This window comes from Pseudoalteromonas sp. '520P1 No. 423' (assembly GCF_001269985.1).
In the GTDB taxonomy this organism is placed as follows: domain Bacteria; phylum Pseudomonadota; class Gammaproteobacteria; order Enterobacterales; family Alteromonadaceae; genus Pseudoalteromonas.
The window spans coordinates 2,507,411-2,533,420 of record NZ_BBZB01000001.1; the positions used below are offsets into that span (position 1 = coordinate 2,507,411).

A 26,010-nucleotide genomic window follows, 5' to 3' on the forward strand; every position below is an offset into this window, starting at 1 on the left:
AACTTAGGAATACCAATGGATTTACAAGAATTATATACCAAGCGTAAAGGTGAAGAGTTATTCGCTTTGTATAATGATGGTGATTTTGATGCTGGTCTATTTGCCGCAAAACTTGTATTTAATGATGCATATAAAGCACCTATCCCAGAAGGGATGAAGAAAAAGGAAGCCAAAGATAAATTAAAAAAAGATGCTGAAGATTGTATCATAACAGGCGCTGAAAAAGGCCATTTAGCTAGTTTAATTGAAGCTGCTGATATGCACTTTTCAACTCGTGTTACGCCAGGTCCATTTGGCAGTACAGTTGTTTTTGCTAATTATAAACAAGCTAAAACTTGGTATTTATCTTTATTAGACAGAGATGATATAGATGCAGAGCTTAGATGTTTATCAAATTTTAGAGTCGGGCTATTAACCAAGTTAATTGGCGGAGAAGATAATACTGACTGGCAAGAAGTCATTAAATATTGGCAAGCCGCTCAAGAAAGTGCAGTTAAAGGGTCTGAACTGGCTATTTCAGCATTAGCAATGCATTATTTTGAAAATAAAGACTACGAAGCAGCTGTACCTTTACTTGAATCTATTTATTTAGAAGCACCATACACTGCCTTAACTTTAGCGCTATGTTATAAAAATGGCTTAGGTGTAGAAATTAATATTGATAAATCAAAAGAATTAAATGATTTTTGGGCAGAAAAGATTGGCAAAGCCAAGTAACTGTTTAATAGATATGCAAGTAAATTAAAAACCTCTATTTAGAGGTTTTTTTATGCCTAAAAATAATACATTACAACCGGATTTAAAGGGTTTAAACATAATTACTAATTGATTGAAGTTTTTTATACTTAGGTATAATGCAAGCAGAAATGTTTTTATTATAAGTTCCTTTGACTATATTTTAGGAACTATAACAATGACAATAATAAAAGTAGTTGCTTGCGTCGTATTTCTGGTCGTAGTTTTCTCAGGTAAAGCTATTGGAGCAGTAAACTATAAAGTACAATTCAATAAATTATCAAAACAAATATCTGATAAAAGTTATGTCGCATTAGGTGAGAAAAGCCATGGAGCAGGCAATGTTTTTGATTTTAAGGCTCAATTTGTACAGTATATGCATCAAAAACATAATTTCGATGCATTTATAATTGAAAGCGGCCTTTTTGGCTTCGAATTATAGCGGGAATTAAAGCCCAGACATATCGACAATGGCAAATAGAAGATTTACGTAGTAAAGAAATAGGTAATAATCTTGGGCGGATAGCAAACCAATACCCAGGTAAAAAAGTTTTAATTTGGGGCCATACTTTCCATGTATAAAAACTTAGTGCATGAAACTGAAAATGCTGGAAAAGTAATGCTAAAAGAGTTTGGTGATGATTATTTTGTCTCTCACATTACAGGTAGTTCTGGTAAATATGTCGACTTTATAGATATGAAAACAAAGCTAGTTAAAGAGTCAGAAACTGATAGTTTCGAAGTGAAAATCTCCAAAAATAAATGTACCGTTTGTGTTGTAAATTTAGATAAACTAGAACAACCAGAACAAATTGAAGACATATTACATTTTAACTATACAAATTCAGTTCCTTTTATGAAAAATAGGCATAAATGCGACAATGTTGTTTATTTTAAAGAAATTACACCTAGTAAGAAAAAATAATTATTGAATCTAAATTTTGTAAAGATAACAATACAAAAGAGATGGGATGACGTTGAATTATTACATTTTTTATTATGTGATTTTTTTGCATATATATAAATTTTTGCTAATATGCACGAGTTAATGACGGAGAGATGGCAGAGTGGTCGAATGCACCGGTCTTGAAAACCGGCATGGGTTTATAGCCCATCTAGGGTTCAAATCCCTATCTCTCCGCCACCTCATTCCCTAAAGCCACCTTGTGTGGCTTTCTTTCTTTTTGTCATTTAGTTTTTTCTTATCATTCAAATTTATCAAAGAGCTAATCTGTATCGATATATCACTTAAACCTCAACACTTATTAAGTTATTTTTAGGTTATATGTTTACTTATAGAAAATAGATATTCAATTGAGCTCATTTTATTGTTTGATGGACAACATTATATCTATTGTTCATTGACTCTTATGATTAGTAGAAAGCAGGTGTGGTAAGGATGAAAAAAGAAGTAAAAAAACCAGATCAAAGATCTGGTCTTTAAAATGAAATAAACTTAACTAGTTATTAAGCGACTGTTAGAATCTTCATTGTATTACTCGCGCCAACAGTTTCCATTGCGTCACCGTGAGTTAAAATCACTTTATCACCTGACTCTAAAATCCCTTTTTCGACAAGCGTATTTAATGCTTCTTTAGTTAAATCATTTGCTTCAAACTGCGTTGAATCAAACTCAACTGGGTAAACACCACGGTAAAGTGCTGTTTGACCTAAAGTCATTGAATGACGAGATAAAGAGTAAATTGGTAATGAAGACGTAATACGTGACATTAGCTTAGCAGTACTACCTGACTCAGTTAATGCAACAATCGCTTTAATGCTGTCTAAATGGTTAGCTGCATACATAGCTGCTAGTGCTACAGTCTCTGATGCGTTTTCAAACATGCACTCAAGTCTGTGCTTAGAAACTTGTGTTTCTGGTTGTGATTCTGCACCTTTACAAACACGTGCCATCGTTGCAACTGTTTCTTCTGGGTAGTCACCCGCAGCTGTTTCTGCTGAAAGCATTACCGCATCAGTACCATCTAGTACTGCATTAGCAACATCCATAACCTCTGCACGAGTTGGCATAGGGTTATCGATCATAGATTCCATCATTTGTGTCGCAGTAACTACAATGCGGTTTAATGTGCGAGCACGTTGTATAATCAGTTTTTGTTTACCCACTAATTCAGCATCACCGATTTCTACACCTAAATCACCACGTGCTACCATAACTGCATCTGATGCAAGTACAATATCATCGATAGCTTCTACTGACTCAACAGCTTCAGCACGTTCAATTTTAGCTAAAAGCTGTGCTTTGCTGCCAGCTTGGTTTGCTAAATTACGTACGTGACGCATATCATCACCGCTACGCGGGAAAGATACTGCAATATAGTCAACTTCAATTTCAGCAGCCGTTATTAAATCAGCTTCATCTTTTTCAGTAAAAGCAGGGGCAGTTAAACCGCCACCTAAACGATTAATGCCTTTATTGTTAGATAACACACCGCCAACAGTAACTGTTGTGAAAACCTTGTTACCTTCAATAGAATCAACAACCAATTGAATTAAACCATCGTTTAATAATAATAAGTCTGATGGTGAAACATCATTTGGTAATTCTTTATAGTCAATACCAACGCCATTGATATCGCCTTCGCCTAAACCTAAATCAGCATCTAGAATAAATTTAGCACCAACTTCTAAAGTAACTTTAGAGTCTTTAAAAGTAGAAACTCGGATTTTAGGGCCTTGTAAATCGGCAAGAATAGCAACATGGCAACCTAATTTTTTAGCGATTGTACGGGTTTGTTCTGCGCGGTCTTTATGATCTTGAGCTACACCATGGGAAAAATTCAAACGAACAACATTTGCACCAGCTTTGATAATTTTTTCTAGGTTATTATCTCTATCTGTAGCGGGTCCAAGTGTTGCAACGATTTTAGTGCGTCTAGGCATCTTATGCTCCTGAATGTATAAAATTATAATGCTGACTAATGGCTAGTCATATTATCATACTGAATGACGATTGTGACAAAAGTATGACACCGGTGTCATGCTTCGTCAATAGATTTGTAAAAACTGTGAAAATTTGGGTAAAAAGAACGATAAATTTAGGTTAATTTTAATCAAGCATTGAAAGGTATATATAATACCCTATAATGCGCGACTTTATCATTCAAATTTTTATGAATGATATTTTAATTTTGAAATACACTTATATAAATTAATACTTTCGCTCTTCGGGAGAAATACATGCAGGTTGCATTAATTGGTTTAGGCGTTATGGGTAAAAACCTTGCTCTAAATTTAATAGAAAAAGGTGTCACTTTAGTTGCATATGACAAAAATCCAGATGCAGGAGAAGATTTATTACGTTTAGCAAAATCTGAAGGTACTGCTGAGCGTTTACATATCGTTTCAGATATCGGTGATATGGTTCGCAGACTAGAAGCACCGCGTTCTATTTTATTATTAGTACCAGCTGGCGAGTTAGTAGATCGTGTATGTCTAGAGCTTGTGGAGGCAGGTGTTGAAATCAATGATATGATCATTGATTGTGGTAACAGTAATTATAAAGATGGAATTTCTCGTAAACTTAAATACCAAAACAAATTTGAATTTGCCACTATGGGTATATCAGGCGGTGCTGAAGGCGCACGTCACGGCCCTGCAATGATGGCAAGTGGCTCAGAAGGTGGCTGGGAACGCATAGAACCTTCTTTTGAAAAAATTGCTGCCAACTTTAACAATGAATCTTGTTTCGCACGCGTAGGTCACTCTGCAAGCGGTCACTTTGTAAAAATGGTTCACAACGGTATTGAGTATGCATTAATGCAGTTAATTGCTGAAATGTACCAATTATTGCGTGATGGCTGTGGTAAATCACCTAAAGAAATATCAGAAATATTTGATACTTGGTCAGAAGGCGAATTACAGAGTTACTTATTATCAATTTCTAGCCATATTCTTAAATTAGAGACAAACAACAACGAATCTTTAGTTGATTTAATTGATAATAGAGTAGGCGCTAAAGGAACAGGACTTTGGACAGCGCAAAATGCGTTAGAGCTTGGTATTGCAGTACCATCTTTAGTAGCCGCAGTACAAGCGCGTCATCTGACTAATACTAAAGAAACGCATGCAGCTAAAGAGATGACTTACGCATCAAAAACAACTGCTAAAGTTAAAATCGATTTAGAAGAGTTGAAACAAGCATTCCATTTAGCGAGTTTATTAGCTTATCGCCAAGGTTTGGCATTAATCAAAGGTGCATCTCGTTCACATCAGTGGAAAGTTGACCTTGGCAAAACGCTACAAACTTGGCGTGCTGGTTGTATCATACGTGCAGATTACCTAGATCAAATAGCACAAGGTGTTGACTTTATTGATACGTTAACAAGTGAGTCAGATGCATTACGCAAAGTGTCTGGTTTAGCAATCGCTTCAGGTTTAGCTTTTCCTGTATTAACAGCGAGTCAAACTTATCTTGCAACATTAACAACACAAAGTAATGGTCACTTAGTGCAAGCTCAAAGAGATTACTTTGGTGAGCATGGTATCAAAACGCATAACGATGGCACATGTCACTTAACTGATCTTGTGGATATCGACGCAAAAGTAAGATAATTAAATTACTACACAGTTTAATAAACAAGGTGTGTAGTAAAAAATTAACCCCACTTTATCTTATTAGAATATTTGATTCTATCTGCTTATAGGATCAAATATTTATTAACTTCTCACTCATTACATTCTATTATTCTATCCTAATATTCCATTTTCAATTATTGCCAATTCATGGTCGTAATCGACATGCAAAAATATCTATAAAGAGAAGCCGATGAAAACATGTTGGACTAAACATTTAACTGATGAACAAAAAGCGGTGTGCGAATATGGCGGTACTGAATACCCACATACAGGTGAATATAATAACCATTTTGAAAATGGTGTTTATAAGTGTGTATGCTGTGCGCAGCCATTATTTGATGGTAGTAACAAGTTTCAAACGGGTTGTGGTTGGCCTGCTTTTATAAAACCCTTTGATAATGCTGTGAGGTACTTACATGATGAATCGCATGGTATGAAACGCACTGAAGTGCGCTGTAATAAATGTGATTCACATCTAGGCCATGTTTTTGATGATGGTCCGACACCTGAAGGGACTAGATATTGTATCAATTCAATTTGCTTGAGTTTTGAGTAATAGCAATTTCCACTGCGTGATCAGTTAATTAACACAAGTGGTATAATAAGAGCGAATAAAAAATCCCTCGCTAGAGGGATTTTGGGGGTTTCTCAACATCTTTGACGTTGGGAATGAGGTCGGTATATTAAACTGTTATCAACAGATCAATAAATTCTGTTTAGGGTTTACTCAAAAGTCATTTCAGGGATCTCGCCCTCAACAATTAACTTACCAGCAGTTTTTGCGATGATTTCATCAACAGGTACACCTGGTGCACGCTCTAATAAATGAAATGCGCCATTTTTTACTTCTAATACAGCTAAATCAGTCACTATCTTCTTTACACAATTAACACCCGTTAGAGGTAAAGTACAAGATTCTAATAATTTAGATTCACCATGTTTATTGGCGTGAGTCATCGTTACTATGATATTTTGTGCGCCTGCAACTAAGTCCATTGCGCCGCCCATACCTTTAATTAACTTTTTTGGGATCATCCAGGAAGCAATAGACCCATTTTGGTCAACTTCAAAAGCACCTAGTACTGTTAAGTCTACGTGACCACCCCGTATCATTGCAAAGCTTTCGGCACTATTAAATATTGCCGCACCTGTGGCTGCTGTAACGGTTTCTTTACCCGCGTTGATCATATCTGCATCAACTTCGTTTTCAGTAGGGAATTGACCCATACCTAAAAGTCCGTTTTCTGACTGTAACATTACTTCTATATCATCAGGTACGTAATTAGCAACTAGGGTAGGGATCCCTATTCCTAAATTAACGTAATAACCATCTTGTAGCTCTTGTGCAACACGTTTAGCAACTTGTTCTCTTGATAAAGACATTATAATTCTCCGTATTGCTTATTCAGATGGACGTGTAGTAACACGCTCGATACGTTTTTCAAATGTGCCTTTGATAACACGGTTTACATAAATACCCGGTGTATGTATTTCACTTGGTGATAATTCACCAGGCTCTACAATTTCTTCGACTTCTACAACTGTAATTTTACCTGCTGTTGCTGCCATCGGGTTAAAGTTCATTGCAGTATGACGAAAAACTAAATTACCGTATGTGTCAGCTTTCCATGCTTTAACAATTGCGAATTCGCCTGTAATCGACTCTTCTAGAATATAAGGGCGGCCATTAAACTCTTTTACTTCTTTACCTTCCGCAATAGGCGTACCATAACCCGTTGCAGTATAGAAACCAGGAATACCAGCACCACCGGCCCGCATTTTCTCGGCTAAAGTACCTTGAGGTGTCAATTCAACATCAATTTCACCACTTAATAATTGCTGTTCAAAAAGGGCATTTTCACCTACATAAGAAGCAATAATTTTTTTGATTTGTTTGTCTTGTAATAAAATACCTAAACCAAAATCATCAACGCCACAGTTATTTGAAACAACAGTTAAATCCTGTGTGCCTTGTTTTTTAATTTCTGCAATTAAACCTTCAGGAATACCACATAAACCAAAACCACCGGCAATTACTGTATCGCCATCTTTTAGACCTTTCATGGCCTCTGCATAACTCGAAACTACTTTATCGAAACCTGCCATTTGGGCTTGCTCCCTTAATTGTTTGATGTTTTACTTGTACTTAAAAAATACAGCTAAATACTTCTAAAAAATAATACTTAAATTCGAATTTTGAGCATAGTAAATACTCAATTTACTCGCTCAGATCCGCTTGCATGGCAAGGGATACTTTACTGGCTGGTACTTTATTGAGTGCATTAGATATTTGCCAACCCGCTTTCGAAAGCCTTTTTATATCAATATTAGTATCAATGCCAAGTCCATCAAGCATATAAATTAAGTCTTCAGTGGCAACATTTCCTGACGCACCTTTAGCGTAAGGACAGCCTCCTAAACCTGCTACAGCCGCGTCAACAGTGGCGATACCGAGTTTTAGAGCAGCGTAAATATTTGTCAACGCTTGCCCATAAGTGTCATGAAAATGTACAGCTAGCTTATTTGCTGGAATTTCCTGAAGTAGTGACGATATTAATGCTTCTGTTTTGCCTGGTGTACCAACACCTACAGTATCACCTAGGCTGATCTCATAACAGCCCATATCTAGCAGCATTTTAGATACACGAACTACTTCAGATACTTCAACATCACCTTGATATGGACAACCCATTACGCAACTGACATAACCACGTACTTTGATGTTATGTTCATTGGCAAAAGACATGATTTCTTTAAAACGTTCTATGCTTTCGTCAATAGAGCAATTAATATTCTTTTGGCAAAACGCTTCACTGGCAGCTGTGAAAATAGCAAACTCTTTAATACCTGCTTCAAAAGCCAGATGTGCGCCTTTTAAGTTAGGTGTTAAAGCGCTAAATTCAGCACTATTATGATTTAATGACTCAATAACAAGCTTAGAGTCTGCCATTTGAGGCACCCACTTGGGTGATACAAATGCACCTGCTTCGATGTGTTTTACACCTGCGTCTACTAAGTTTTGTATTAAAGTTACTTTGTCTTCAGTTGTAACCTTAGATTCATTCTGTAGGCCATCACGTGCACCCACTTCAACGACCTTAACAAAAGAAGGCAATAAGGAGTCTGTCATGATTAAGCGCCTTCTTGCTCAACTATGGCGAGTAGGTCGCCGTGTGATACTAATTCACCTTCATCAAAGCAGAAGCTAGTTAGAGTGCCATCATAAGGCGCTGTGAGTGTATATTCCATTTTCATGGCTTCAATCACAACAATCGCATCACCTTTTTCGACTTTACTGCCAAGCGCTAATAAATGTTTAACAACTGTGCCATTTAATGGTGCAGCTAGTGATGCATCATCATTTTCGACATCACTGACATAATGTTTGTCTTTTAACTGATATCTGTGTGTCGTTGCTAAATACATTAATTCAATTTGATTTTGATCTAATACAAAATCAGCTGTGTATTTAATACCGTCAATATTAGCGTTGATATGTGTATTATCGATAAATATATCAGCTGTTATAGTTTGACCATCAAGAATTAAACTGTAGCTTGAACCATTACATACTGCTGATATATCAGATAATTCAGTAAACGGTATTTTGATGTTGTTAGCTTGGTTTAATCTAAAACCTTGTTGCTTGTTCCAAGCAGAACCACATTTTTGATTTTTGATTGAATCTAGGTATACAAGACTTGCAAGGATATTACAGATTTTTAAATCAGCATTGTCTACTTTTACTAGCTCATCTTGGTTTTCATCTATAAAATGTGTATCGGGTTGCGTTTTAACAAACCCATCATGGCTGGCTAAGTTATGTAAAAAAGCAACATTACAATGAAAACCAGCTAAATGAAATTCTTCTAAGGAAGACTGTAATCTTTTAATTGCTAAATCACGAGTTTCATCCCATACAATTAATTTAGCAATCATAGGGTCGTAGAAACTACTGATCTCACTGCCAGTATTTACACCAGTATCTATACGGATGTGCTTTGAATTTTCTGGTGTGGCAAGTAATTTAATTATACCTGAGCATGGCATAAAATCAGCTGATGGGTCTTCTGCATATATTCGTGCTTCTAAAGAATGACCTGTCAAAGTAATGTCATTTTGCGCTAAAGCTAAAGTTTCATTTGATGCAACTCGAATTTGCCACTCAACTAAGTCAACACCTGTTACCATTTCTGTTACTGGATGTTCAACTTGAAGACGTGTATTCATTTCCATAAAGAAGAATTCATCACCACACAATAAAAACTCAACTGTACCAGCACCTTGGTAATTAATTGCTTGTGCACACCTTACTGCAGCTTCACCCATTTCTTTTCTAAGTGCATCTGATAGTTGCGGTGCAGGAGCTTCTTCAATTACTTTTTGATGACGGCGTTGTAAAGAACAATCTCTATCGCCTAAATAAACACAGTTACCATGATTATCTGCAAAAACTTGCACTTCAACATGACGTGGCTTAGTAACGTATCTTTCAAGCAACATTTGATCGTTACCAAAACCAGAAATCGCTTCACGTTTTGCTGATGATAACATAGTCATAAATTCATCTTCAGAATTTACAATACGCATGCCTTTACCGCCACCGCCAAATGCCGCTTTAAGTAAAATTGGATAACCCATCTTATTTGCTTCATCAAATAAGAATGACTCATCTTGGTTATGGCCATAATAACCTGGCACTAATGGTACATTCGCCTCTGCCATGATTTCTTTAGAACGAGATTTAGAGCCCATTGCTTCAATGGCAGACTCAGGAGGTCCGACAAAAGCGATATCATTATCTTTACATAAACGAGAAAACTCACAGTTTTCAGATAAAAATCCGTAACCTGGATGAATGCAATCAGCACCGGCACGTTTTGCTACTTCAATTATTTTACTTGCAACTAAATAAGAATCTTTACTTGGTGCTGGACCAATATGATACGCTTCATCAGCTTGTTGCACGTGAAGAGAGTTTTTATCTGCATCTGAGTAAACAGCAACTGTTTTTAAACCTAAACGCTTGGCTGTTTTCATTACGCGGCAAGCAATCTCACCACGGTTTGCAATAAGTATTTTTTTTAACATTGTTTATTACCCTTTATGCTCAATCGTTTAAGTATTATTGTTGCCAATTTGGCGCGCGTTTTTCAAAAAAAGCACTTAAGCCTTCTTGGCCTTCAACTGATACACGAATTGACGCAATACGTTCAGCTGTTAAATCTTGTAATGTTTGATTAATTTCTTTGTTTGCAACATCTTCAATTAACTCTTTTGCAGCAATCACTGCTTTTGGGCTGTTATTAAGTATGTTTTTTATTGCATCATTAACTGTTGACTCTAGTTCGTCAGTAATATCGTGGATCAAACCCAGTTCTAACGCTTTATCTGCTTTAAATATTTCAGCTGTTAAAAAATAACGACGTGATTGTCTTTCACCAATCGCTTTAATCACATAAGGGCTGATCACAGCAGGAATTAAACCAAGCTTAACTTCACTTAAACAAAACTTAGCATCTGGGCTTGCAAAAGCGATGTCACAACAGGCAATTAAGCCTAGAGCACCACCAAATGCAGCACCTTGAACTTGACAAATCGTTGGCATAGGGCAGCTTGCAAGTGTATGCATTAATTTTGCTAATTGTTGAGAGTCAGCAAAATTATCATCAAAGTCATTATCAGCCATTGATTTCATCCAGCCTAAATCTGCACCAGCAGAGAAATGGCGGCCTTCACTTTTTAACACTAAAACACGTACATCATGCTCACATGCCTGTGTAATAACATCTATTAGTTGTATTATTGTGATGTCATCAAATGCATTGTGAACTTGGGCGCGATTTAAAGTGACTGTAGCAACTTTGTTTGAAATCGTTAAATTTACAGACATGAGATTTCCTGTCAGTTTTAGAGGTGTTACAACCTCTATTTTAATGCCACAAAGTGGCTAAAATTGATAACCACATCGTGGTTTAAGTAAAACTGTATTGCAGTTTTACTTACATACGAAATACACCAAAGTTAGATTCTTTTTCAGGTGCGTTTTTAGAGGCACTTAAAGCTAAACCTAATACATGCCGTGTTTGGGCAGGGTCGATTATACCGTCATCCCATAAACGGGCGCTGGCATAATAAGGGTGACCTTGTTCTTCATATTGATCAATAATTGGTTTTTTAAAGTCAGCCACTTCTTCACCTGACATAGAAGCACCTTTACGTGCTAAACCGTCTTGTTTAACTTGTGTTAATACGCCTGCTGCTTGCTCCCCACCCATTACTGAGATACGAGAGTTTGGCCACATCCACATCATAGTCGGTTCGAATGCACGACCACACATACCATAGTTACCAGCACCGTAAGAGCCACCAATAAGGACTGTAAATTTAGGTACATCAGCACATGACACAGCCATTACCATTTTTGCGCCATGCTTTGCGATGCCTTCAGCTTCATATTTTTGACCAACCATAAAGCCAGTAATATTTTGTAAAAACACTAATGGAATTTTTCTTTGAGCACATAACTGAATAAAATGCGCACCTTTTTGTGCTGATTCTGAAAATAAAATGCCATTATTTGCAACTATACCTACAGGCATGCCATAAATTTTAGCAAAACCACATACTAATGTTTCGCCAAAATATTTTTTGAATTCATCAAATGCAGAGTCATCAACAGTACGGGCGATGACATCACGAACATCAAAAGGTTTTTTAAGGTCTGTTCCCACAATACCATATATTTCTGAAGCGTCATATCTTGGTGGTTTTACCTCATCTAATAAAGGTGCAGTAGGGCGGTTATGATTAACACGTTCAATACATTGGCGTGCAATTGATAATGCATGTTCGTCATTGTCTGCATAATGATCGGCCACACCCGATACTTTACAATGCACATCAGCACCACCTAAATCTTCTGCAGATACAACTTCACCTGTTGCAGCTTTAACTAATGGTGGACCAGCTAAAAAGATAGTTCCTTGATCTTTTACTATGATACTTTCGTCAGCCATAGCAGGTACATATGCACCACCTGCAGTACATAAACCCATTACCACAGCAATTTGGGGAATACCTTTGCCTGACATACGTGCTTGGTTATAAAAAATGCGACCAAAATGTAATTTATCAGGGAAAACTTCATCTTGCTCAGGTAAATTTGCACCACCTGAATCAACAAGATAAATACAAGGCAAATGACATTGCTCTGCAATATCTTGTGCTCTTAAATGTTTCTTAACAGTTAGCGGAAAATATGTCCCACCTTTAACAGTTGCATCATTGGCTATGATCATACATTCAATGCCTTTAACACGACCAATACCCGCTACAATGCCTGCACATGCAATATCTTGTTCATATACGCCGTGTGCTGCAAATTGTGAGATCTCTAAAAATGGTGAGCCTTCATCAATTAATGTATCAATGCGATCACGCACAAACATTTTACCTCGACCTTGATGCCTTTCGATTAATGCATCACCGCCACCTTTAATAAATTTTGCTGTTTGTTTGTGCAAATCTTTTACTAATTCATTCATTGCAGCTTGTTTTTCAACAAAAGCTGGATCGTGACTGTTAATTTGAGATTTTAAAATTGTCATATTTCCCCCTGAACTTATACGCTTTTATTAGTTATGTGAATGTATTCTCTAACAACTTTCACTAAATAATTCACGACCAATTAGCATACGACGGATTTCAGAAGTACCAGCGCCAATTTCATATAATTTTGCATCACGTAATAAACGACCTGCTGCAAATTCATTGATGTAACCATTGCCACCTAGGATTTGAATGGCGTCTAATGCCATTTTTGTCGCAAGTTCTGCAGCATATAAAATAACACCCGCAGCATCTTTACGTGTGGTTTCACCACGATCACATGATTTTGCAACTGTGTATACATAACTACGTGCAGCATTCATTTGTGAATACATGTCAGCAATTTTTCCTTGGATAAGTTGGAACTTACCAATTTCTGTATCAAACTGCTTACGCTCATGTATATAAGGTACTACTAAGTCCATACATGCTTGCATTATGCCTAAACACCCACCTGACAGAACAACACGTTCGTAATCTAAACCACTCATTAATACTTTAACGCCTTGGTTTAGTTCACCTAAAATATTTTCTTCTGGTACTTCACAATCAACAAAAACAAGTTCACATGTATTTGAACCACGCATACCTAATTTATCTAGTTTTTGTGCTTGAGTGAAACCTGGGAAGTCACGTTCAACAATAAATGCAGTAATACCTTTAGAATGTGCTTCCATATCTGTTTTAGCATACACAACATACGTACTTGCATCTGGACCATTGGTGATCCACATTTTATTACCGTTTAAAATGTACTTATCGCCTTTTTTCTCAGCTTTAAGTTTCATTGATACGACATCTGAGCCTGCATTTGGTTCACTCATAGCAAGTGCACCAATATGTTCGCCACTAATTAATTTTGGTAAATACTGCTCTTTTTGTGCTTGGTTACCATTACGGAAAATTTGGTTTACACATAAATTAGAATGTGCACCGTAGCTTAAACCAATAGACGCACTTGCACGGCTGATTTCTTCTACAGCTAAAACATGCTCTAAATAACCTAAACCTGAACCACCAAACTCTTCACTTACTGTTATACCTAATAGACCCATTTCACCAAGTTTCGGCCAAAGTTCATTTGGAAACGCATTATCTAAATCTGTTTTTTCAGCTATAGGGGCGATTTCAGTAGCAGCGAATGAGTTAACGTGATCTTTGATCATGTCCGCGGTTTCGCCTAAACCAAAGTTAAGTTCTTTATATAGAGATATAGTGCTCATGATATGTCCTGTAATGTATTAATAGCTTAAAATATTAAGTATTTGGTTTAGTCTTCTAAATTCTTTAAAGTATCGTGACAGCGTTTTTCGGCTGTAACTAATTCCATAAGTACAACTTTAATGTCATCCATTTGCTGTGTAAGGTGTACTTTTTTATCTTGTATCAGTTCAAGCATTATGTTTAGCTGCTTTGCGCTCGATTTATCCGCATCATATAACTCAAATAAACGGCCAGTTTCAGCCAATGTGAAACCAAGTCTTTTACCGCGTAATATTAATTTAAGACGTACTTTGTCTCTTTTAGTATAAATTCGGGTTTGACCATTTCTGGTCGGAGAGATAAGGCCTTGGTCTTCATAAAAACGAATACTACGAGTTGTAATATCAAATTCTTTTGAGAGATCACTGATGCTATATGTTTCTTCTGAGTTCTGTTCGTAGATGTCTTCGTTCATTAAATGTACCCTGATTTAGCACCTTGTATTTCAATACAATATAAGTGAAGTTTACGTAAAGGTAAAGCTGTGGTGTTATGTAAATGTAAAAAAGTAAGCTAAAGATATCTCTATATACGCATAATTATTACTGTTCTAGAATTTATTATAGAAAGTAAAATATATTTGTTATTGCTAGTTTGACATAAGTGACAGGTAAGGGGTTTTCTAAAATCAAAGAAAACTGGAAACATAAGTTGTCAGTAAAATTTACATTTTAAAAAATAATGATTAAAGAATTATTTAGTTGACGTTGGCGTAAACGTCAATTTTGTGTATGCTCATAGAATATTAATTTTATTAAACTCGATTTATAGAGAGCGAATATATGTCTTTTGAAGATCCTATTGTTATTGTAAGTGCTAAACGTACCCCTATGGGTGGCTTTATGGGTGCTTTAAGTGGCGCAGATGCGACTGATCTAGGTGCGACTGCGATTAAAAGTGCTTTTGCAAATTCTGGATTAGCATCAAATGATATAGATGAAGTTGTTATGGGCTGTGTTCTTCCCGCTGGGTTAGGCCAAGCGCCTGCACGCCAAGCAACTTTAAAAGCAGGCTTAGAACAAAAAACTGGCGCAACAACTATTAATAAAGTGTGTGGTTCAGGTATAAAAGCTACGATGTTAGCGCATGACCTCATAAAAGCAGGCAGTATTGAGGTTGCAATCGCTGGCGGCATGGAAAGCATGTCAAATGCACCATACTTTTTACCTAAAGCACGTGGTGGTTTTAGAATGGGCCACGGTGAAATTAAAGATCACATGATGGCTGATGGTCTAGAAGATGCGTATGAAAACAAAGCCATGGGTGTTTTTGCACAAAAAACAGCTAATGACTATAAATTAACTCGTGAAGATATGGATACATTTGCTATCTCTTCCCTTAAAAAAGCACAAGCAGCGATTGATGCTGGTAGTTTTGACGAAGAAATAGAACCTTTTATTCTTAAAAGCCGTCGTGGAGATACAACAGTAACAACAGATGAAGGCCCAGGTAGTGCACGTATTGATAAAATTCCTAGCCTAAGAGCTGCATTTGCAAAAGACGGTACTATTACTGCAGCTAATTCATCATCAATTTCAGATGGTGCTGCAGCTTTAATATTAATGAAAGAATCAACTGCAAAAGCTAAAGGGTTAATACCTTTATGTCGCATTAAAGCACATTCAACGCATTCTCAAGCACCAGCAGAATTTACGGTTGCACCAATTGGCGCGATAAATACTGTACTTGAAAAATCCGGTTGGGAGTTAAATGACGTTGATTTATGGGAAATAAACGAAGCATTTGCCATGGTAACTATGCTTGCAATTAATGAACTTAAACTTGACGAAAGCAAAGTTAATGTAAACGGTGGCGCTTGTGCATTAGGTCATCCAATTGGTGCCAGTGGTGCGCGTATTTTAGTTACGCTGATCCATGCTTTACGTAATAAAGGTTTAAGCAAAGGTGTAGCTACTTTATGCATTGGTGGCGGTGAAGCTGTCGCAATGGCAGTTGAAGTAATTTAATTTTTAAAAGGCGCTTTTTAGCGCCTTTTATTTTGTGTACTTATTAGTTTCTATATGTAAGTAATCAATATTTACATATAGATATTTGGGGAAACCAATTTAAGCAATAATAACAAACTTAAATTGGCCGTATTCACTAATTGTAAAACATATTAGTTTTAAAAGTATAAAAAAATGAGAACCTTATGAATTTCAACTTATCTGAAGATCAAATTGCATTTGCAGAAACAGCACGCCAATTTGCATTAACTGAAATGCTACCAAATGCAGCAAAATGGGACGCGGAACATATTTTTCCAAAAGATGTGATTCAAGCTGCAGGTGAACTTGGGTTTTGTGGCCTTTATACACCTGAGGAAGCAGGTGGCCTAGGTTTATCTCGTTTAGATTCAAGCATCATATTTGAACAACTTGCAATGGGATGTACAGGTACTACGGCAATGTTAACAATTCACAATATGGCTACGTGGATGATTGCAAGTTTTGGCACACAAGAAATAAAAGCTCAGCTATGTGATGACCTTGTGATGGGTACGAAACTAGCTTCATATTGTTTAACAGAACCAGGCTCAGGTTCAGATGCTGCATCTTTAAGAACAAAAGCAGTATCTGATGGTGATGATTACATTATTAATGGTTCAAAAATGTTTATTTCTGGTGCAGGCGAGACAGAAGTATTAGTTGTTATGGTACGCACAGGCGAAGCTGGCCCTAAAGGTATATCAGCGATTGTTGTACCTGCTGATGCTGAAGGTATCATTTACGGTAAAGCAGAAGAAAAAATGGGATGGAATGCACAACCTACACGATTAGTTACTTTTGAAAATGTCAGAATTCCAAAATCACACCTATTAGGCAATGAGGGTGACGGTTTTACGTTTGCAATGCAAGGTTTAGACGGTGGCAGAATCAATATCGCAACCTGTTCAATTGGTACCGCTCAGCAAGCTTTAAATACAGCAACTGAATATATGAAAGAGCGAGAACAATTTGGTAAACCGCTTGCTGCATTCCAAGCGCTACAATTTAAACTTGCTGATATGGCAACGGAGCTTGTAGCTGCACGCCAAATGGTGCGCTTAGCAGCATTTAAATTAGATACACAAGACCCTGAAAAAACAGCTTATTGTGCTATGGCTAAACGCTTTGCTACAGATATCGGTTTTACAGTATGTGATGAAGCATTACAGCTGCACGGTGGTTATGGTTACATTAAAGAATATCCATTAGAGCGCCATGTTCGAGATGTACGAGTGCATAAGATTCTAGAAGGTACTAATGAAATCATGCGTTTGATCATTGCCCGTCGCTTATTGGCTGATGGTGCAGGTGATATTTTATAACTATTTATAGGTCAATTAATTGTGCCCATTTGGCATTGATATCATCAATGCCTAGATAAGATTAAGGATAAAAGTATGTCAGCTCAAATCAAATTAGAAAAACAAGATCATATCGCAATTTTAACGATGTCTAACCCACCAGCAAATACTTGGACGCGCGATACTTTAGTTGCTTTAAAAGAATTAGTATTAGAACTAAACGCAGATAAAAATATATATTCTCTGGTTATAACAGGTGAAGGCGAAAAGTTTTTCAGTGCCGGTGCTGATTTAAATGTTTTTGCTTCTGGTGATAAAGGTGTAGCAGCAGATATGTCGTTTGTATTTGGCCAAGCATTTGAAACTTTATCTGATTTTAGAGGTGTTTCAATTGCTGCTATTAATGGCTTTGCAATGGGCGGTGGTTTAGAAGTTGCTTTGGCCTGTGATATTCGAATTTTAGAACACCAAGCCCAAGTTGCATTACCAGAAGCAAAAGTTGGTTTATTACCATGTGCTGGCGGAACACAAAACCTAGCAACGCTAGTTGGCGAAGGTTGGGCTAAGCGCATGATTTTATGTGGTGAAAGATTAAAAGCTGATAAAGCATTGCAAATCGGCTTAGTTGAAGAAGTAGTAGAGACAGGTACTGCACTAGAACATGCTTTAGCACTGGCTAAAAAAGTTGAAGATCAAAGCCCTGTAGCTGTATCTGCTTGTAAAACATTAATACAACAAGGTCGCACAGGTTCAACACGTGGTGCACTCCCACTTGAGCGTGAAATGTTTGTAACTTTATTTGATACCAAAGATCAAAAAGAAGGCGTACAAGCATTTTTAGAAAAACGTAAAGCAAATTGGGTGAATGGCTAATGAGCTGCGTTTTATTTAAAGAACTTGAGTCAATATCAGGTCAAAAGATAGGTATAGCCACGCTAAATTCTGAAAAATCCCTTAATGCGTTAAATATGGAAATGATTGAGTTATTAACGCCTCAGCTTCAGGCTTGGAAAGAAGATGATTCAATTGCGTTAGTATTATTAGAAGGCGCAGGAGAAAAATCATTTTGTGCCGGAGGAGATGTCGTTAGCTTGTATAAAGCAATGGCAACTGAAGTAGATGGTAAAAGCGATCCAACTAATTATATAGAAAGCTTTTTTACAGCGGAATATAAATTAGATTATTTAATTCACCGCTTTGAAAAGCCAATCTTATTATGGGGTAATGGGATCATAATGGGCGGTGGTTTAGGGTTAATGGCAGGTGCTAGTCATAAAGTGGTGACTGAAACAGCCCGTATTGCAATGCCTGAAATCACAATTGGATTATACCCAGATGTTGGCGGTAGTTTTTTCTTAAATAAAATGCCAGATCAAGTTGGTTTATTTTTAGGATTAACCGGCGCTTCAATGAATTGTGAAGATGCACGTTATGTCGGTTTGGCGGACTATTATGTTAAACAGAGCTTTAAAGCTGACATAATTGAAAAACTGCTTATTACTAAATGGGGTAAAACCAAGTCACTTAATCATGATAAATTAAGTGAAGTTATACAAGGTTTTCAGAATACTTCAGGCAAACCTCCTGTTTCAGAAGTTAAAAATCATATTGAATCTATATCAAACATGTCTGATTTTGAAAGTTTAACAGATAAAGTAAATTATTTATTAAATATTGAAATTGAAGATAAATGGTTTAATCGTGCTCAAAAAGGTTTAAGTCATGGTAGTCCATTAAGTGCTCATCTTGTATTTCAACAATTAAAACACGCGCAAGGTTTCAGTTTAGGTGATTGTTTCAGACAAGAATTATCTATGTCTGTGCAATGTGGACGTTTCGGTGAATTTAAAGAGGGTGTACGCGCTTTATTAATTGATAAAGATGGCAAACCAAATTGGCAATTCTCAGATTTAAACTCTGTACCACAAGAGAGCATAGCACCATTTTTTGAATCTTTGTGGGATACAGAAGCACATCCATTAGCAAAATTAGGAAAGGAATAATCACATGGCAAATATCGGATTTATTGGTTTAGGTAATATGGGCGGCCCTATGGCTGCGAATTTAGTTAAAGCGGGTCATACAGTCACTGTTTTTGATTTAAGTGCTGATGCTATGAATACTTTAGCTGATGCAGGCGCTATAATTGCTAAGCATGTAAATGATTGTGCGATTGATAAAGATTATGTGATTAGCATGTTACCTGCTGGCAAACATGTGAAAGGTTTATACCTAGGTGAGTCAGGATTAATTTCTGTATTAGATAAACAAACTCAAGTAATTGATTGTAGTACAATTGACGCCCAATCTGCTCGAATTGTTGGTGAAGGCTTAAGCAAAGCGGGCATTAGTTTTGTAGATGCACCTGTTTCAGGTGGTACAGCGGGCGCAACAAATGGCACGTTAACTTTTATTGTAGGAGCACATAAAGACCATTTTTCAAAAGCTGAAAGTGTTTTAAAAGACATGGGTAAAAATATCTTCCATGCAGGTGATATTGGTGCAGGCCAAGTCGCTAAAATCTGTAATAACATGTTGTTAAGTGTATTAATGGCAGGTACTAGTGAAGCGCTTCAAATGGGCATAGATAATGGCTTAGATCCTAAAGTACTATCAGAAATTATGTTACAAAGTTCTGGTCGTAACTGGACATTAGAGCTATATAATCCATGTCCTGATGTATTAGAAAATGTACCTTCATCTAATGATTACCAAGGTGGTTTTATGGTTGACTTAATGGCTAAAGATTTAGGTCTCGCGATGGATGCAGCAAATCATAGTAATTCAAGTACACCTATGGGCGCACTGGCTAAAAACCTTTACAACTTAATGCAAAATCAAGATATGGGCTCACAAGACTTCTCTTCGATTTTTAAACTTTTTTCAAAAGCAGAATAAAATGAAACAAATCTCAGTAATCGGTTCAGGCACTATGGGCAATGGCATTGCTCATGTATTTGCTCAAAATGGTTTTCAAGTTAACTTAGTTGATATTTCACAAGACGCACTTGATAAAGCGCTATTAACTATTGGTAAAAATTTAGACCGCCAAGTTAAAAAAGAAGCAATAACCGCACAAATTAAACTAGATACCTTAAATAATATTACTACTTTCACACAAATGGAAGAAGGTGTTAAATCTGCTGATTTGGTTGTTGAAGCTGCAACAGAAAACCCAGAAATTAAGCTAAACATTTTTAAAGACCTAGATACTTATTGTAAAGAGGGAGCAATTTTAGCATCTAATACATCTTCTATTTCAATTACAAAAATTGCCAGTGTCACTAATCGCCCAGAAAAAGTGATTGGCATGCACTTTATGAATCCAGTACCAGTAATGAAATTAGTTGAAGTGATCAATGGTTACTTAACTTCGAAAGAAACAACAGATTGCATTATTGCATTGTGTGCACAGTTAAATAAAAAGGCAGTACCTGCTAATGATTACCCTGGTTTTGTTGCTAACCGTATATTAATGCCAATGATCAATGAAGCGATTTTATCACTTCAAAATGGCGTTGCTGGTGTTAATGAAATAGACCAAATAATGAAGCTAGGTATGGCACATCCTATGGGGCCATTACAGCTAGCCGACTTTATTGGATTAGATGTGTGTTTATACATAATGCGTGTATTACAAGATGGCTTAGGTGATGATAAATATGCACCGGCACCCTTACTTGTTAATATGGTAACAGCAGGGCATATGGGTGCTAAATCAGGTAATGGTTTTTACGATTGGTCAAACGGTATGAAAGACTTAAAAGTATCTAAACAATTCATCAATTAATTACCAGTTAAACAAATTGTTAAGTTTAAAAGCCTTATATTTTTATAAGGCTTTTTTGCATTAAAATCAACAAAAAGATACATTGAATATATAACTAAAAAGTAATAGTAAAAGCATAAACATGTATATAAAAAATAAAACGATTGTAATTACAGGCGGTGCACAAGGTTTAGGTTTTGCTATGGCAAAGTCATTTGTTAAACATGGAGCAAACATTGCTCTGATCGATATGTGTGCCCAACAACTTCATGAAGCAGTAAGCGATTTAACCTCAGATACAAATAAAATAATATCTTACATCGCAGATGTCACTAATGAAGACCAAGTCATTGAAACCTTTAAAATGATTAATAATGACTTTGGCTCTATAGATATTTTAATTAATAACGCAGGCATTACCCAAGATGCGATGTTAGTTAAAGTAAAAGATAAAAACGTAGTTGAACGTATGTCATTAAAACAATTTCAGTCCGTTATTGATGTTAACTTAACCGGTGTATTTTTATGTGGACGCGAAGCGTCAACCTATATGATAGAAAATGAGCATACGTCAGAGGGTCTCATAATAAATATGTCGAGTATTTGTCATGTAGGTAATGTTGGGCAAACAAATTATGCGGCATCAAAAGCGGGCGTTGTTGCTTTAACTACGACTTGGGCTAAAGAGCTAGGCAGATTTAATATTCGTGTCGGCGCAATCGCACCAGGTGTGATAGATACACAAATGACCAGAGCGATGAAACCACAAGCCCAAGAGCGTATGATACAAGGTACTTCAGTAGGGCGCTTTGGTTCAGTAAATGAAATCGCACATACGGCACAATATATTATTGAAAATGATTTTTTCACTGGCCGCATGATTGAGATTGATGGTGGTATTAGGATTTAATATTTATTCCTAAAGTTAATTATTCTCTCCACACTGGATTGGTAAATTACATAAATTTACCAATCCAATAAAATCAAGATAATAAAGCTTTTTTATATTTACGTTTATCTATTATACGCGGTAAAGCTTGAATACCAAATACAGATGAAATCACAAGTACAATGCCAATAATAGATATCAAGTCTAATGGTGTACTTGATATTTGATCTGGCCACCAACCTAGATAAGCAACGAAGGCTGTACTTGATAAACTTAGTACTGGAGTAAGTGCTACCATAGGTCCAACTTGAGATGTTGGCCAATACTTCATAGATTGTGCAAAACAACCGTAGGCAACTAAGGTATTTACAGCACAAAATAATGCCACCCACCAATCATTCATTTTCATTACTTCAAAGTATTCAAAATTGCTAAAAGGTAACATCGCAAATAAGCCAAAACCGTATATAAATAATAAGATATTATTTGGAGATAATTTATTAATTAATGACTTTTGGATTAATGCATAAGTTGTCCATGATAATGCGGAGAACTGAACAATTAGTATGCCTAACCAAATATCTGCATTTTTTGAACTTGATAAATCTAAATAGGGATTAAAAAATAACATCATACCTAAAGCTAATGTGGCAAAACACATCATTTGAATAGGTCTTAATTTTTCTTTAAAGAATAACAAACCGCCAAATGCTAAAAAAAACGGGGCTGTTTGAAAGTTAAGTTGTGCTTGGCCAGGAGTCAAATAATCTAAACAGTAAACAAAGGACACATAATTAAAAATAGAAAATACTGCAGCGATACTGAGTTTAAACCAATCACACTTTGTAAGCTTGAGAAACTGAGATAATTTATTGCCAAAGAATTGAATCGCCAAGCTTACTATTAAAGCAACAAGAAATCTGAACCAAGTTAGTGTAACCGGGTCGATAAAATTAGCTGATAATTTTAACGCAATTGGTAATACCCCCCAAGATAGCACTGCTATTGATATAAAAAATAAACCTAACCTGAAATTTAAAACCACTTTAAAACCACATAACTATTTTGAATTACCTATAGTGTGCGCTTTTAATATTATTTAAACCAATGCATAATTGGTTTAATCATTATGCAATAAATGTATATAGCTATGTCATCTATTTCACAAGTCGATTTTAAATTACTTCAATGTTTAAGTAGCCTAATAAAGTATAAAAATGTGAGCTTAGCTGCAGATGATATGAATATGACACAACCTGCCATGAGCCGTAATTTATCAAAGTTAAGAAATATTTTTAATGATCCTTTATTTGTACGAACAGCAAAAGGCATGGAGCCGACCAATAGAGCGTTGTCTTTAGTCCAACCGCTAGAAAATACCCTTAATCAGTTAAACTTATTACTTACAAATAAGGCTTTTGCACCAGAGACTTGTCAAAGAAATTTTCGATTGCATATGAGCAGCTACATTACACAAGCGCATTTACCTGATATTGCTGAAGCATTTTACAAAGCAGCTCCTCATGCACAATTAGAGATAGTAAATCTTAGTGAAAAATCCTTATTACAAGAAAGTGCGCAAAACATAGATATTGCTATTTGTAGTCAAGCAATGAGGATCCCTGAGTACTATCATACTATCGCAGTTGGCACTGAGCAGATGGTCTGTTTTATGTCTAGCAACCATCCTTTGCATAATCAAGAGTTAACCTTAGATAATTATTTATCTTACTCTCATATCATGGTGTCTCTTGGAGGCGGACCTAATGTCCCAATTGAAAATAAACTGAGTAAATTAGGGCGCGTACGTAAAGTAGGCATGCGTGTACCACATTACTTAGGTGCATTGGAGGTAATGAGTAAAACACCTATGTTATTTACATCAAGTTCATTTGTACCAAAAAGGTTTAGTAACCTTTTCAATATCATAAGCAAACCGTTACCATTTTCACAAGAAAAACTAAAGTATGTTTTAGTTTGGCCACCTACAGTACATAAAGATCCTGCACAGCAGTGGTTAAGAACTTTGTGTGCACATATTATAAAAAATAACTTATCCTCTTGAGTAAGAGGATAAAAAACAGAATTAAATAAATATCAAGACTATTTCAGATCTAAATATTTTTATGAAAAGTATAAATTAAGGAAAGTTATGTCAGAGAATAAATTTTCAAGAGATAATTATAGTTTACAAGAATTATATGAAGTCATGGAAAGCATAGATGATTTATCATATCCAGACAGAGCACTAGATAAATATACTTTATTATTAAACAAAGCGGTTAAAAACCGCAAAGCAATTAAGGCAAGAGTATGAATCTAGCTGATTACTTGAAGTGTATGCTACCGTGCCGATTGTTTCCTTTACAGCCAGCGACCATTTATTACTTAATAATCATGTTTTACAAAAACTATTAAGAATTGAAAAGTTAGAGAGGGAAAACATCAATTATTAAAATTCAACTATCGAAATGATAATAATTACCAATTAAACTTGCAATGTTATAATATAACAGTAAAAGTTGTGTTATATTATAACAATGTGAATTATCCATGAAAGCAAATATACACCCTCCATATCAAAAAGTCGTATTTCACGATACAGCAGCTGATAGTTATTTTGTTGTTGGTTCAACCATAAAAACATCAAGAACAATCGAATACCAAGGTAAAAAGATGCCTTATGTCACGATCGATATTTCAAGTGAATCTCACCCTTTTTATACTGGTAAACAAAGAGTTAGTCAAAGTGATGGCCGTGTCGCACAATTTAATAAACGATTTGGTCAATTAGGAAATAAATAATGAATGTGATCTGTAAATTAAATCCTAGATTTAAGGCTGTTCAGGTTAAATAATTAGTCCCCTTACTATTAATAAGTTTTAACTGAGGTTAAAACTTATTATTTAAATTCATTTCTAAAGATCTTATTAAATTTACAACCTTCAGAACTCGCTTGTCAGTATAAAGATGATACCTTCCATATAAATAAAAAACATATTAATCAACAAAAGTAAGCGGTAACAAAATTAAACCAACTAATATCGACTCATCAGAAAGACTTTGATGCTGTAGGACAGCAAGGGCTAAAAATTGATAAATTAGCCGAGAATTTTCAAATTCAATAACTGATAATTTCAAAAACGTAGATTTTAACAATATTCGTGTATCTGAACCTGATTTAGATCCTAAAGAACATCACTGCAATAGTAAAAATAATATAAGAACATTATTAACAGGCAATCTATCCTACATTTAGATTACCTAAATTTGTTTCCGCTACCGATTATATGAAATAGTCGGAGGGGTTAACACGATAAGCCAATTATTTTAGTTGAATGATACTAAAGGTAGGTTCTGAGCCATATTGTGATCATTCGAAATGATAATATCAACACTGCAAAGCAGGATGAAGCTGCAATAATTGCTAATACATAATAATAACTTCTCATGAATCTATTTTTCAAACGTCTAATAAAACTATCATTTTTTGTTGTTTTATTTGGTACATATGGAAAAGTATAGAGAAAAGAACATGCAAAAAGAGACCAAATTAAGGCAGTTAAGCTGGGTATCAGATAGGTATCATCAGCTGCAAATGAAGTGTTGCCAAAAATGATAAAAACAAATATGCACAACGAGATTAATAAAATTGTATTAATAAGTGGCTTAGCCCATTTTATTTTAACTGCTATCAAGCTTAAACCATCAATCATAAAAATCCTTAAAGCTATGTTCCAATACAATTGTTTAGCTATTCGTTTAATTGATTAATATAGTTACAAATCAGTTACCATTAATAAAGCGATTTTGTTAAATTACATGGTGCAAATGGTAAAAATTGCAAGGTACTG

The 26,010-nt window shown here is 35.7% G+C and carries 25 protein-coding genes and 1 tRNA gene; 16 read left to right on the forward strand and 10 right to left on the reverse strand.

Annotation, left to right across the window (positions count from 1 at the left end):
* Positions 1–15: 15 nt before the first annotated feature.
* The 4 genes from PSA_RS11425 to PSA_RS11440 all read left to right on the forward strand — a co-directional run bounded on the left by PSA_RS11425 (position 16) and on the right by PSA_RS11440 (position 1,879).
* Positions 16–717 (forward strand): hypothetical protein, encoded by a 702-nt coding sequence (locus tag PSA_RS11425; protein ID WP_042144499.1) that lies wholly within the window; start codon positions 16–18, stop codon positions 715–717.
* A 196-nt stretch (positions 718–913) separates the two neighbouring features.
* Positions 914–1,177, forward strand: a complete 264-nt coding sequence (locus tag PSA_RS11430; protein ID WP_042144497.1) for a hypothetical protein — start codon at positions 914–916, stop codon at positions 1,175–1,177.
* A 132-nt stretch (positions 1,178–1,309) separates the two neighbouring features.
* Complete coding sequence (locus tag PSA_RS11435) at positions 1,310–1,660, forward strand: hypothetical protein (RefSeq protein WP_042144494.1); 351 nt, start codon at positions 1,310–1,312, stop codon at positions 1,658–1,660.
* 128 nt (positions 1,661–1,788) lie between these two features.
* A tRNA-Ser gene (locus tag PSA_RS11440) sits at positions 1,789–1,879 on the forward strand.
* A gap of 323 nt (positions 1,880–2,202) precedes the next feature.
* Here the strand turns inward: PSA_RS11440 and pyk are convergent.
* Positions 2,203–3,639, reverse strand: a complete 1,437-nt coding sequence (gene pyk, locus PSA_RS11445) for a pyruvate kinase (RefSeq protein WP_042144426.1) — start codon at positions 3,637–3,639, stop codon at positions 2,203–2,205.
* Between the two features lie 297 nt (positions 3,640–3,936).
* Between pyk and gndA the strand changes: the two genes are divergently transcribed.
* Both gndA and msrB read left to right on the forward strand, forming a co-directional pair.
* Positions 3,937–5,310 (forward strand): NADP-dependent phosphogluconate dehydrogenase, encoded by a 1,374-nt coding sequence (gene gndA, locus PSA_RS11450; RefSeq protein WP_042144424.1) that lies wholly within the window; start codon positions 3,937–3,939, stop codon positions 5,308–5,310.
* Between the two features lie 214 nt (positions 5,311–5,524).
* Positions 5,525–5,890: a peptide-methionine (R)-S-oxide reductase MsrB gene (gene msrB, locus PSA_RS11455; RefSeq protein WP_042144423.1), complete on the forward strand. Its 366-nt coding sequence runs from the start codon at positions 5,525–5,527 to the stop codon at positions 5,888–5,890.
* 167 nt (positions 5,891–6,057) lie between these two features.
* Here msrB and PSA_RS11460 read toward each other — a convergent pair whose 3' ends face one another.
* The 8 genes from PSA_RS11460 to PSA_RS11495 all read right to left on the reverse strand — a co-directional run bounded on the left by PSA_RS11460 (position 6,058) and on the right by PSA_RS11495 (position 14,623).
* Positions 6,058–6,717, reverse strand: coding sequence for a 3-oxoacid CoA-transferase subunit B (locus PSA_RS11460; RefSeq protein ID WP_042144422.1), 660 nt, complete (start codon positions 6,715–6,717; stop codon positions 6,058–6,060).
* Between the two features lie 18 nt (positions 6,718–6,735).
* Entirely contained in the window at positions 6,736–7,440 is a 705-nt protein-coding gene (locus PSA_RS11465; protein ID WP_042144420.1) for a CoA transferase subunit A, read from the reverse strand.
* A 112-nt stretch (positions 7,441–7,552) separates the two neighbouring features.
* Positions 7,553–8,464, reverse strand: a complete 912-nt coding sequence (locus PSA_RS11470) for a hydroxymethylglutaryl-CoA lyase (RefSeq protein ID WP_042144417.1) — start codon at positions 8,462–8,464, stop codon at positions 7,553–7,555.
* Positions 8,465–8,466: 2 nt separating this feature from the next.
* Entirely contained in the window at positions 8,467–10,425 is a 1,959-nt protein-coding gene (locus PSA_RS11475) for an acetyl/propionyl/methylcrotonyl-CoA carboxylase subunit alpha (protein ID WP_042144415.1), read from the reverse strand.
* Positions 10,426–10,459: 34 nt separating this feature from the next.
* The gene (locus PSA_RS11480) at positions 10,460–11,227 is read right to left on the reverse strand and encodes an enoyl-CoA hydratase-related protein (protein ID WP_042144413.1); all 768 of its coding nucleotides are present in this window, start codon (positions 11,225–11,227) and stop codon (positions 10,460–10,462) included.
* 109 nt (positions 11,228–11,336) lie between these two features.
* On the reverse strand, positions 11,337–12,944 hold the full coding sequence (locus PSA_RS11485) for a carboxyl transferase domain-containing protein (protein WP_042144412.1): 1,608 nt from the start codon (positions 12,942–12,944) through the stop codon (positions 11,337–11,339).
* Positions 12,945–12,992: 48 nt separating this feature from the next.
* Entirely contained in the window at positions 12,993–14,168 is a 1,176-nt protein-coding gene (locus tag PSA_RS11490; RefSeq protein ID WP_042144410.1) for an isovaleryl-CoA dehydrogenase, read from the reverse strand.
* A 47-nt stretch (positions 14,169–14,215) separates the two neighbouring features.
* Entirely contained in the window at positions 14,216–14,623 is a 408-nt protein-coding gene (locus tag PSA_RS11495; RefSeq protein ID WP_042144407.1) for a MerR family DNA-binding transcriptional regulator, read from the reverse strand.
* Positions 14,624–14,990: 367 nt separating this feature from the next.
* Between PSA_RS11495 and PSA_RS11500 the strand changes: the two genes are divergently transcribed.
* The 7 genes from PSA_RS11500 to PSA_RS11530 all read left to right on the forward strand — a co-directional run bounded on the left by PSA_RS11500 (position 14,991) and on the right by PSA_RS11530 (position 22,176).
* The gene (locus tag PSA_RS11500; protein WP_042144406.1) at positions 14,991–16,175 is read left to right on the forward strand and encodes an acetyl-CoA C-acyltransferase; all 1,185 of its coding nucleotides are present in this window, start codon (positions 14,991–14,993) and stop codon (positions 16,173–16,175) included.
* Positions 16,176–16,360: 185 nt separating this feature from the next.
* A complete protein-coding gene (locus PSA_RS11505; RefSeq protein WP_042144404.1) occupies positions 16,361–17,518 on the forward strand; it encodes an acyl-CoA dehydrogenase family protein in 1,158 nt (385 codons plus the stop codon).
* A gap of 75 nt (positions 17,519–17,593) precedes the next feature.
* Positions 17,594–18,370 (forward strand): enoyl-CoA hydratase, encoded by a 777-nt coding sequence (locus PSA_RS11510; protein WP_042144401.1) that lies wholly within the window; start codon positions 17,594–17,596, stop codon positions 18,368–18,370.
* The gene (locus PSA_RS11515) at positions 18,370–19,500 is read left to right on the forward strand and encodes an enoyl-CoA hydratase/isomerase family protein (protein ID WP_042144399.1); all 1,131 of its coding nucleotides are present in this window, start codon (positions 18,370–18,372) and stop codon (positions 19,498–19,500) included. Before PSA_RS11510 ends, PSA_RS11515 begins: the two co-directional genes overlap by 1 nt.
* 4 nt (positions 19,501–19,504) lie before the next feature.
* Complete coding sequence (gene mmsB / locus PSA_RS11520) at positions 19,505–20,395, forward strand: 3-hydroxyisobutyrate dehydrogenase (RefSeq protein ID WP_042144396.1); 891 nt, start codon at positions 19,505–19,507, stop codon at positions 20,393–20,395.
* A 1-nt stretch (position 20,396) separates the two neighbouring features.
* Positions 20,397–21,287: a 3-hydroxyacyl-CoA dehydrogenase family protein gene (locus PSA_RS11525; RefSeq protein WP_042144394.1), complete on the forward strand. Its 891-nt coding sequence runs from the start codon at positions 20,397–20,399 to the stop codon at positions 21,285–21,287.
* Positions 21,288–21,408: 121 nt separating this feature from the next.
* Positions 21,409–22,176, forward strand: a complete 768-nt coding sequence (locus PSA_RS11530) for an SDR family oxidoreductase (protein WP_042144392.1) — start codon at positions 21,409–21,411, stop codon at positions 22,174–22,176.
* A gap of 73 nt (positions 22,177–22,249) precedes the next feature.
* Here PSA_RS11530 and PSA_RS11535 read toward each other — a convergent pair whose 3' ends face one another.
* Positions 22,250–23,200, reverse strand: a complete 951-nt coding sequence (locus PSA_RS11535) for a DMT family transporter (protein WP_042144391.1) — start codon at positions 23,198–23,200, stop codon at positions 22,250–22,252.
* Positions 23,201–23,305: 105 nt separating this feature from the next.
* Here PSA_RS11535 and PSA_RS11540 point away from each other — a divergent pair, with 105 nt between their 5' ends.
* The 3 genes from PSA_RS11540 to PSA_RS11545 all read left to right on the forward strand — a co-directional run bounded on the left by PSA_RS11540 (position 23,306) and on the right by PSA_RS11545 (position 24,960).
* Positions 23,306–24,220, forward strand: a complete 915-nt coding sequence (locus PSA_RS11540) for a LysR family transcriptional regulator (RefSeq protein ID WP_042144389.1) — start codon at positions 23,306–23,308, stop codon at positions 24,218–24,220.
* A gap of 87 nt (positions 24,221–24,307) precedes the next feature.
* The gene (locus tag PSA_RS25245; RefSeq protein WP_157575773.1) at positions 24,308–24,472 is read left to right on the forward strand and encodes a hypothetical protein; all 165 of its coding nucleotides are present in this window, start codon (positions 24,308–24,310) and stop codon (positions 24,470–24,472) included.
* Positions 24,473–24,708: 236 nt separating this feature from the next.
* Positions 24,709–24,960 carry a type B 50S ribosomal protein L31 gene (locus PSA_RS11545; RefSeq protein WP_042144387.1) on the forward strand — a complete coding sequence of 84 codons (252 nt, stop codon included), beginning with the start codon at positions 24,709–24,711 and terminating at the stop codon, positions 24,958–24,960.
* The last annotated feature ends 1,050 nt before the right edge of the window (positions 24,961–26,010 follow it).

Coding starts and splice junctions, on each gene's coding strand:
- PSA_RS11425 (WP_042144499.1), top strand. CDS start 16: ATGGATTTACAAGAATTATATACCAAGCGTAAAGGTGAAGAGTTATTC.
- PSA_RS11430 (WP_042144497.1), top strand. CDS start 914: ATGACAATAATAAAAGTAGTTGCTTGCGTCGTATTTCTGGTCGTAGTT.
- PSA_RS11435 (WP_042144494.1), top strand. CDS start 1,310: ATGTATAAAAACTTAGTGCATGAAACTGAAAATGCTGGAAAAGTAATG.
- pyk (WP_042144426.1), bottom strand. CDS start 3,639: ATGCCTAGACGCACTAAAATCGTTGCAACACTTGGACCCGCTACAGAT.
- gndA (WP_042144424.1), top strand. CDS start 3,937: ATGCAGGTTGCATTAATTGGTTTAGGCGTTATGGGTAAAAACCTTGCT.
- msrB (WP_042144423.1), top strand. CDS start 5,525: ATGAAAACATGTTGGACTAAACATTTAACTGATGAACAAAAAGCGGTG.
- PSA_RS11460 (WP_042144422.1), bottom strand. CDS start 6,717: ATGTCTTTATCAAGAGAACAAGTTGCTAAACGTGTTGCACAAGAGCTA.
- PSA_RS11465 (WP_042144420.1), bottom strand. CDS start 7,440: ATGGCAGGTTTCGATAAAGTAGTTTCGAGTTATGCAGAGGCCATGAAA.
- PSA_RS11470 (WP_042144417.1), bottom strand. CDS start 8,464: ATGACAGACTCCTTATTGCCTTCTTTTGTTAAGGTCGTTGAAGTGGGT.
- PSA_RS11475 (WP_042144415.1), bottom strand. CDS start 10,425: ATGTTAAAAAAAATACTTATTGCAAACCGTGGTGAGATTGCTTGCCGC.
- PSA_RS11480 (WP_042144413.1), bottom strand. CDS start 11,227: ATGTCTGTAAATTTAACGATTTCAAACAAAGTTGCTACAGTCACTTTA.
- PSA_RS11485 (WP_042144412.1), bottom strand. CDS start 12,944: ATGACAATTTTAAAATCTCAAATTAACAGTCACGATCCAGCTTTTGTT.
- PSA_RS11490 (WP_042144410.1), bottom strand. CDS start 14,168: ATGAGCACTATATCTCTATATAAAGAACTTAACTTTGGTTTAGGCGAA.
- PSA_RS11495 (WP_042144407.1), bottom strand. CDS start 14,623: ATGAACGAAGACATCTACGAACAGAACTCAGAAGAAACATATAGCATC.
- PSA_RS11500 (WP_042144406.1), top strand. CDS start 14,991: ATGTCTTTTGAAGATCCTATTGTTATTGTAAGTGCTAAACGTACCCCT.
- PSA_RS11505 (WP_042144404.1), top strand. CDS start 16,361: ATGAATTTCAACTTATCTGAAGATCAAATTGCATTTGCAGAAACAGCA.
- PSA_RS11510 (WP_042144401.1), top strand. CDS start 17,594: ATGTCAGCTCAAATCAAATTAGAAAAACAAGATCATATCGCAATTTTA.
- PSA_RS11515 (WP_042144399.1), top strand. CDS start 18,370: ATGAGCTGCGTTTTATTTAAAGAACTTGAGTCAATATCAGGTCAAAAG.
- mmsB (WP_042144396.1), top strand. CDS start 19,505: ATGGCAAATATCGGATTTATTGGTTTAGGTAATATGGGCGGCCCTATG.
- PSA_RS11525 (WP_042144394.1), top strand. CDS start 20,397: ATGAAACAAATCTCAGTAATCGGTTCAGGCACTATGGGCAATGGCATT.
- PSA_RS11530 (WP_042144392.1), top strand. CDS start 21,409: ATGTATATAAAAAATAAAACGATTGTAATTACAGGCGGTGCACAAGGT.
- PSA_RS11540 (WP_042144389.1), top strand. CDS start 23,306: ATGTCATCTATTTCACAAGTCGATTTTAAATTACTTCAATGTTTAAGT.
- PSA_RS25245 (WP_157575773.1), top strand. CDS start 24,308: ATGTCAGAGAATAAATTTTCAAGAGATAATTATAGTTTACAAGAATTA.
- PSA_RS11545 (WP_042144387.1), top strand. CDS start 24,709: ATGAAAGCAAATATACACCCTCCATATCAAAAAGTCGTATTTCACGAT.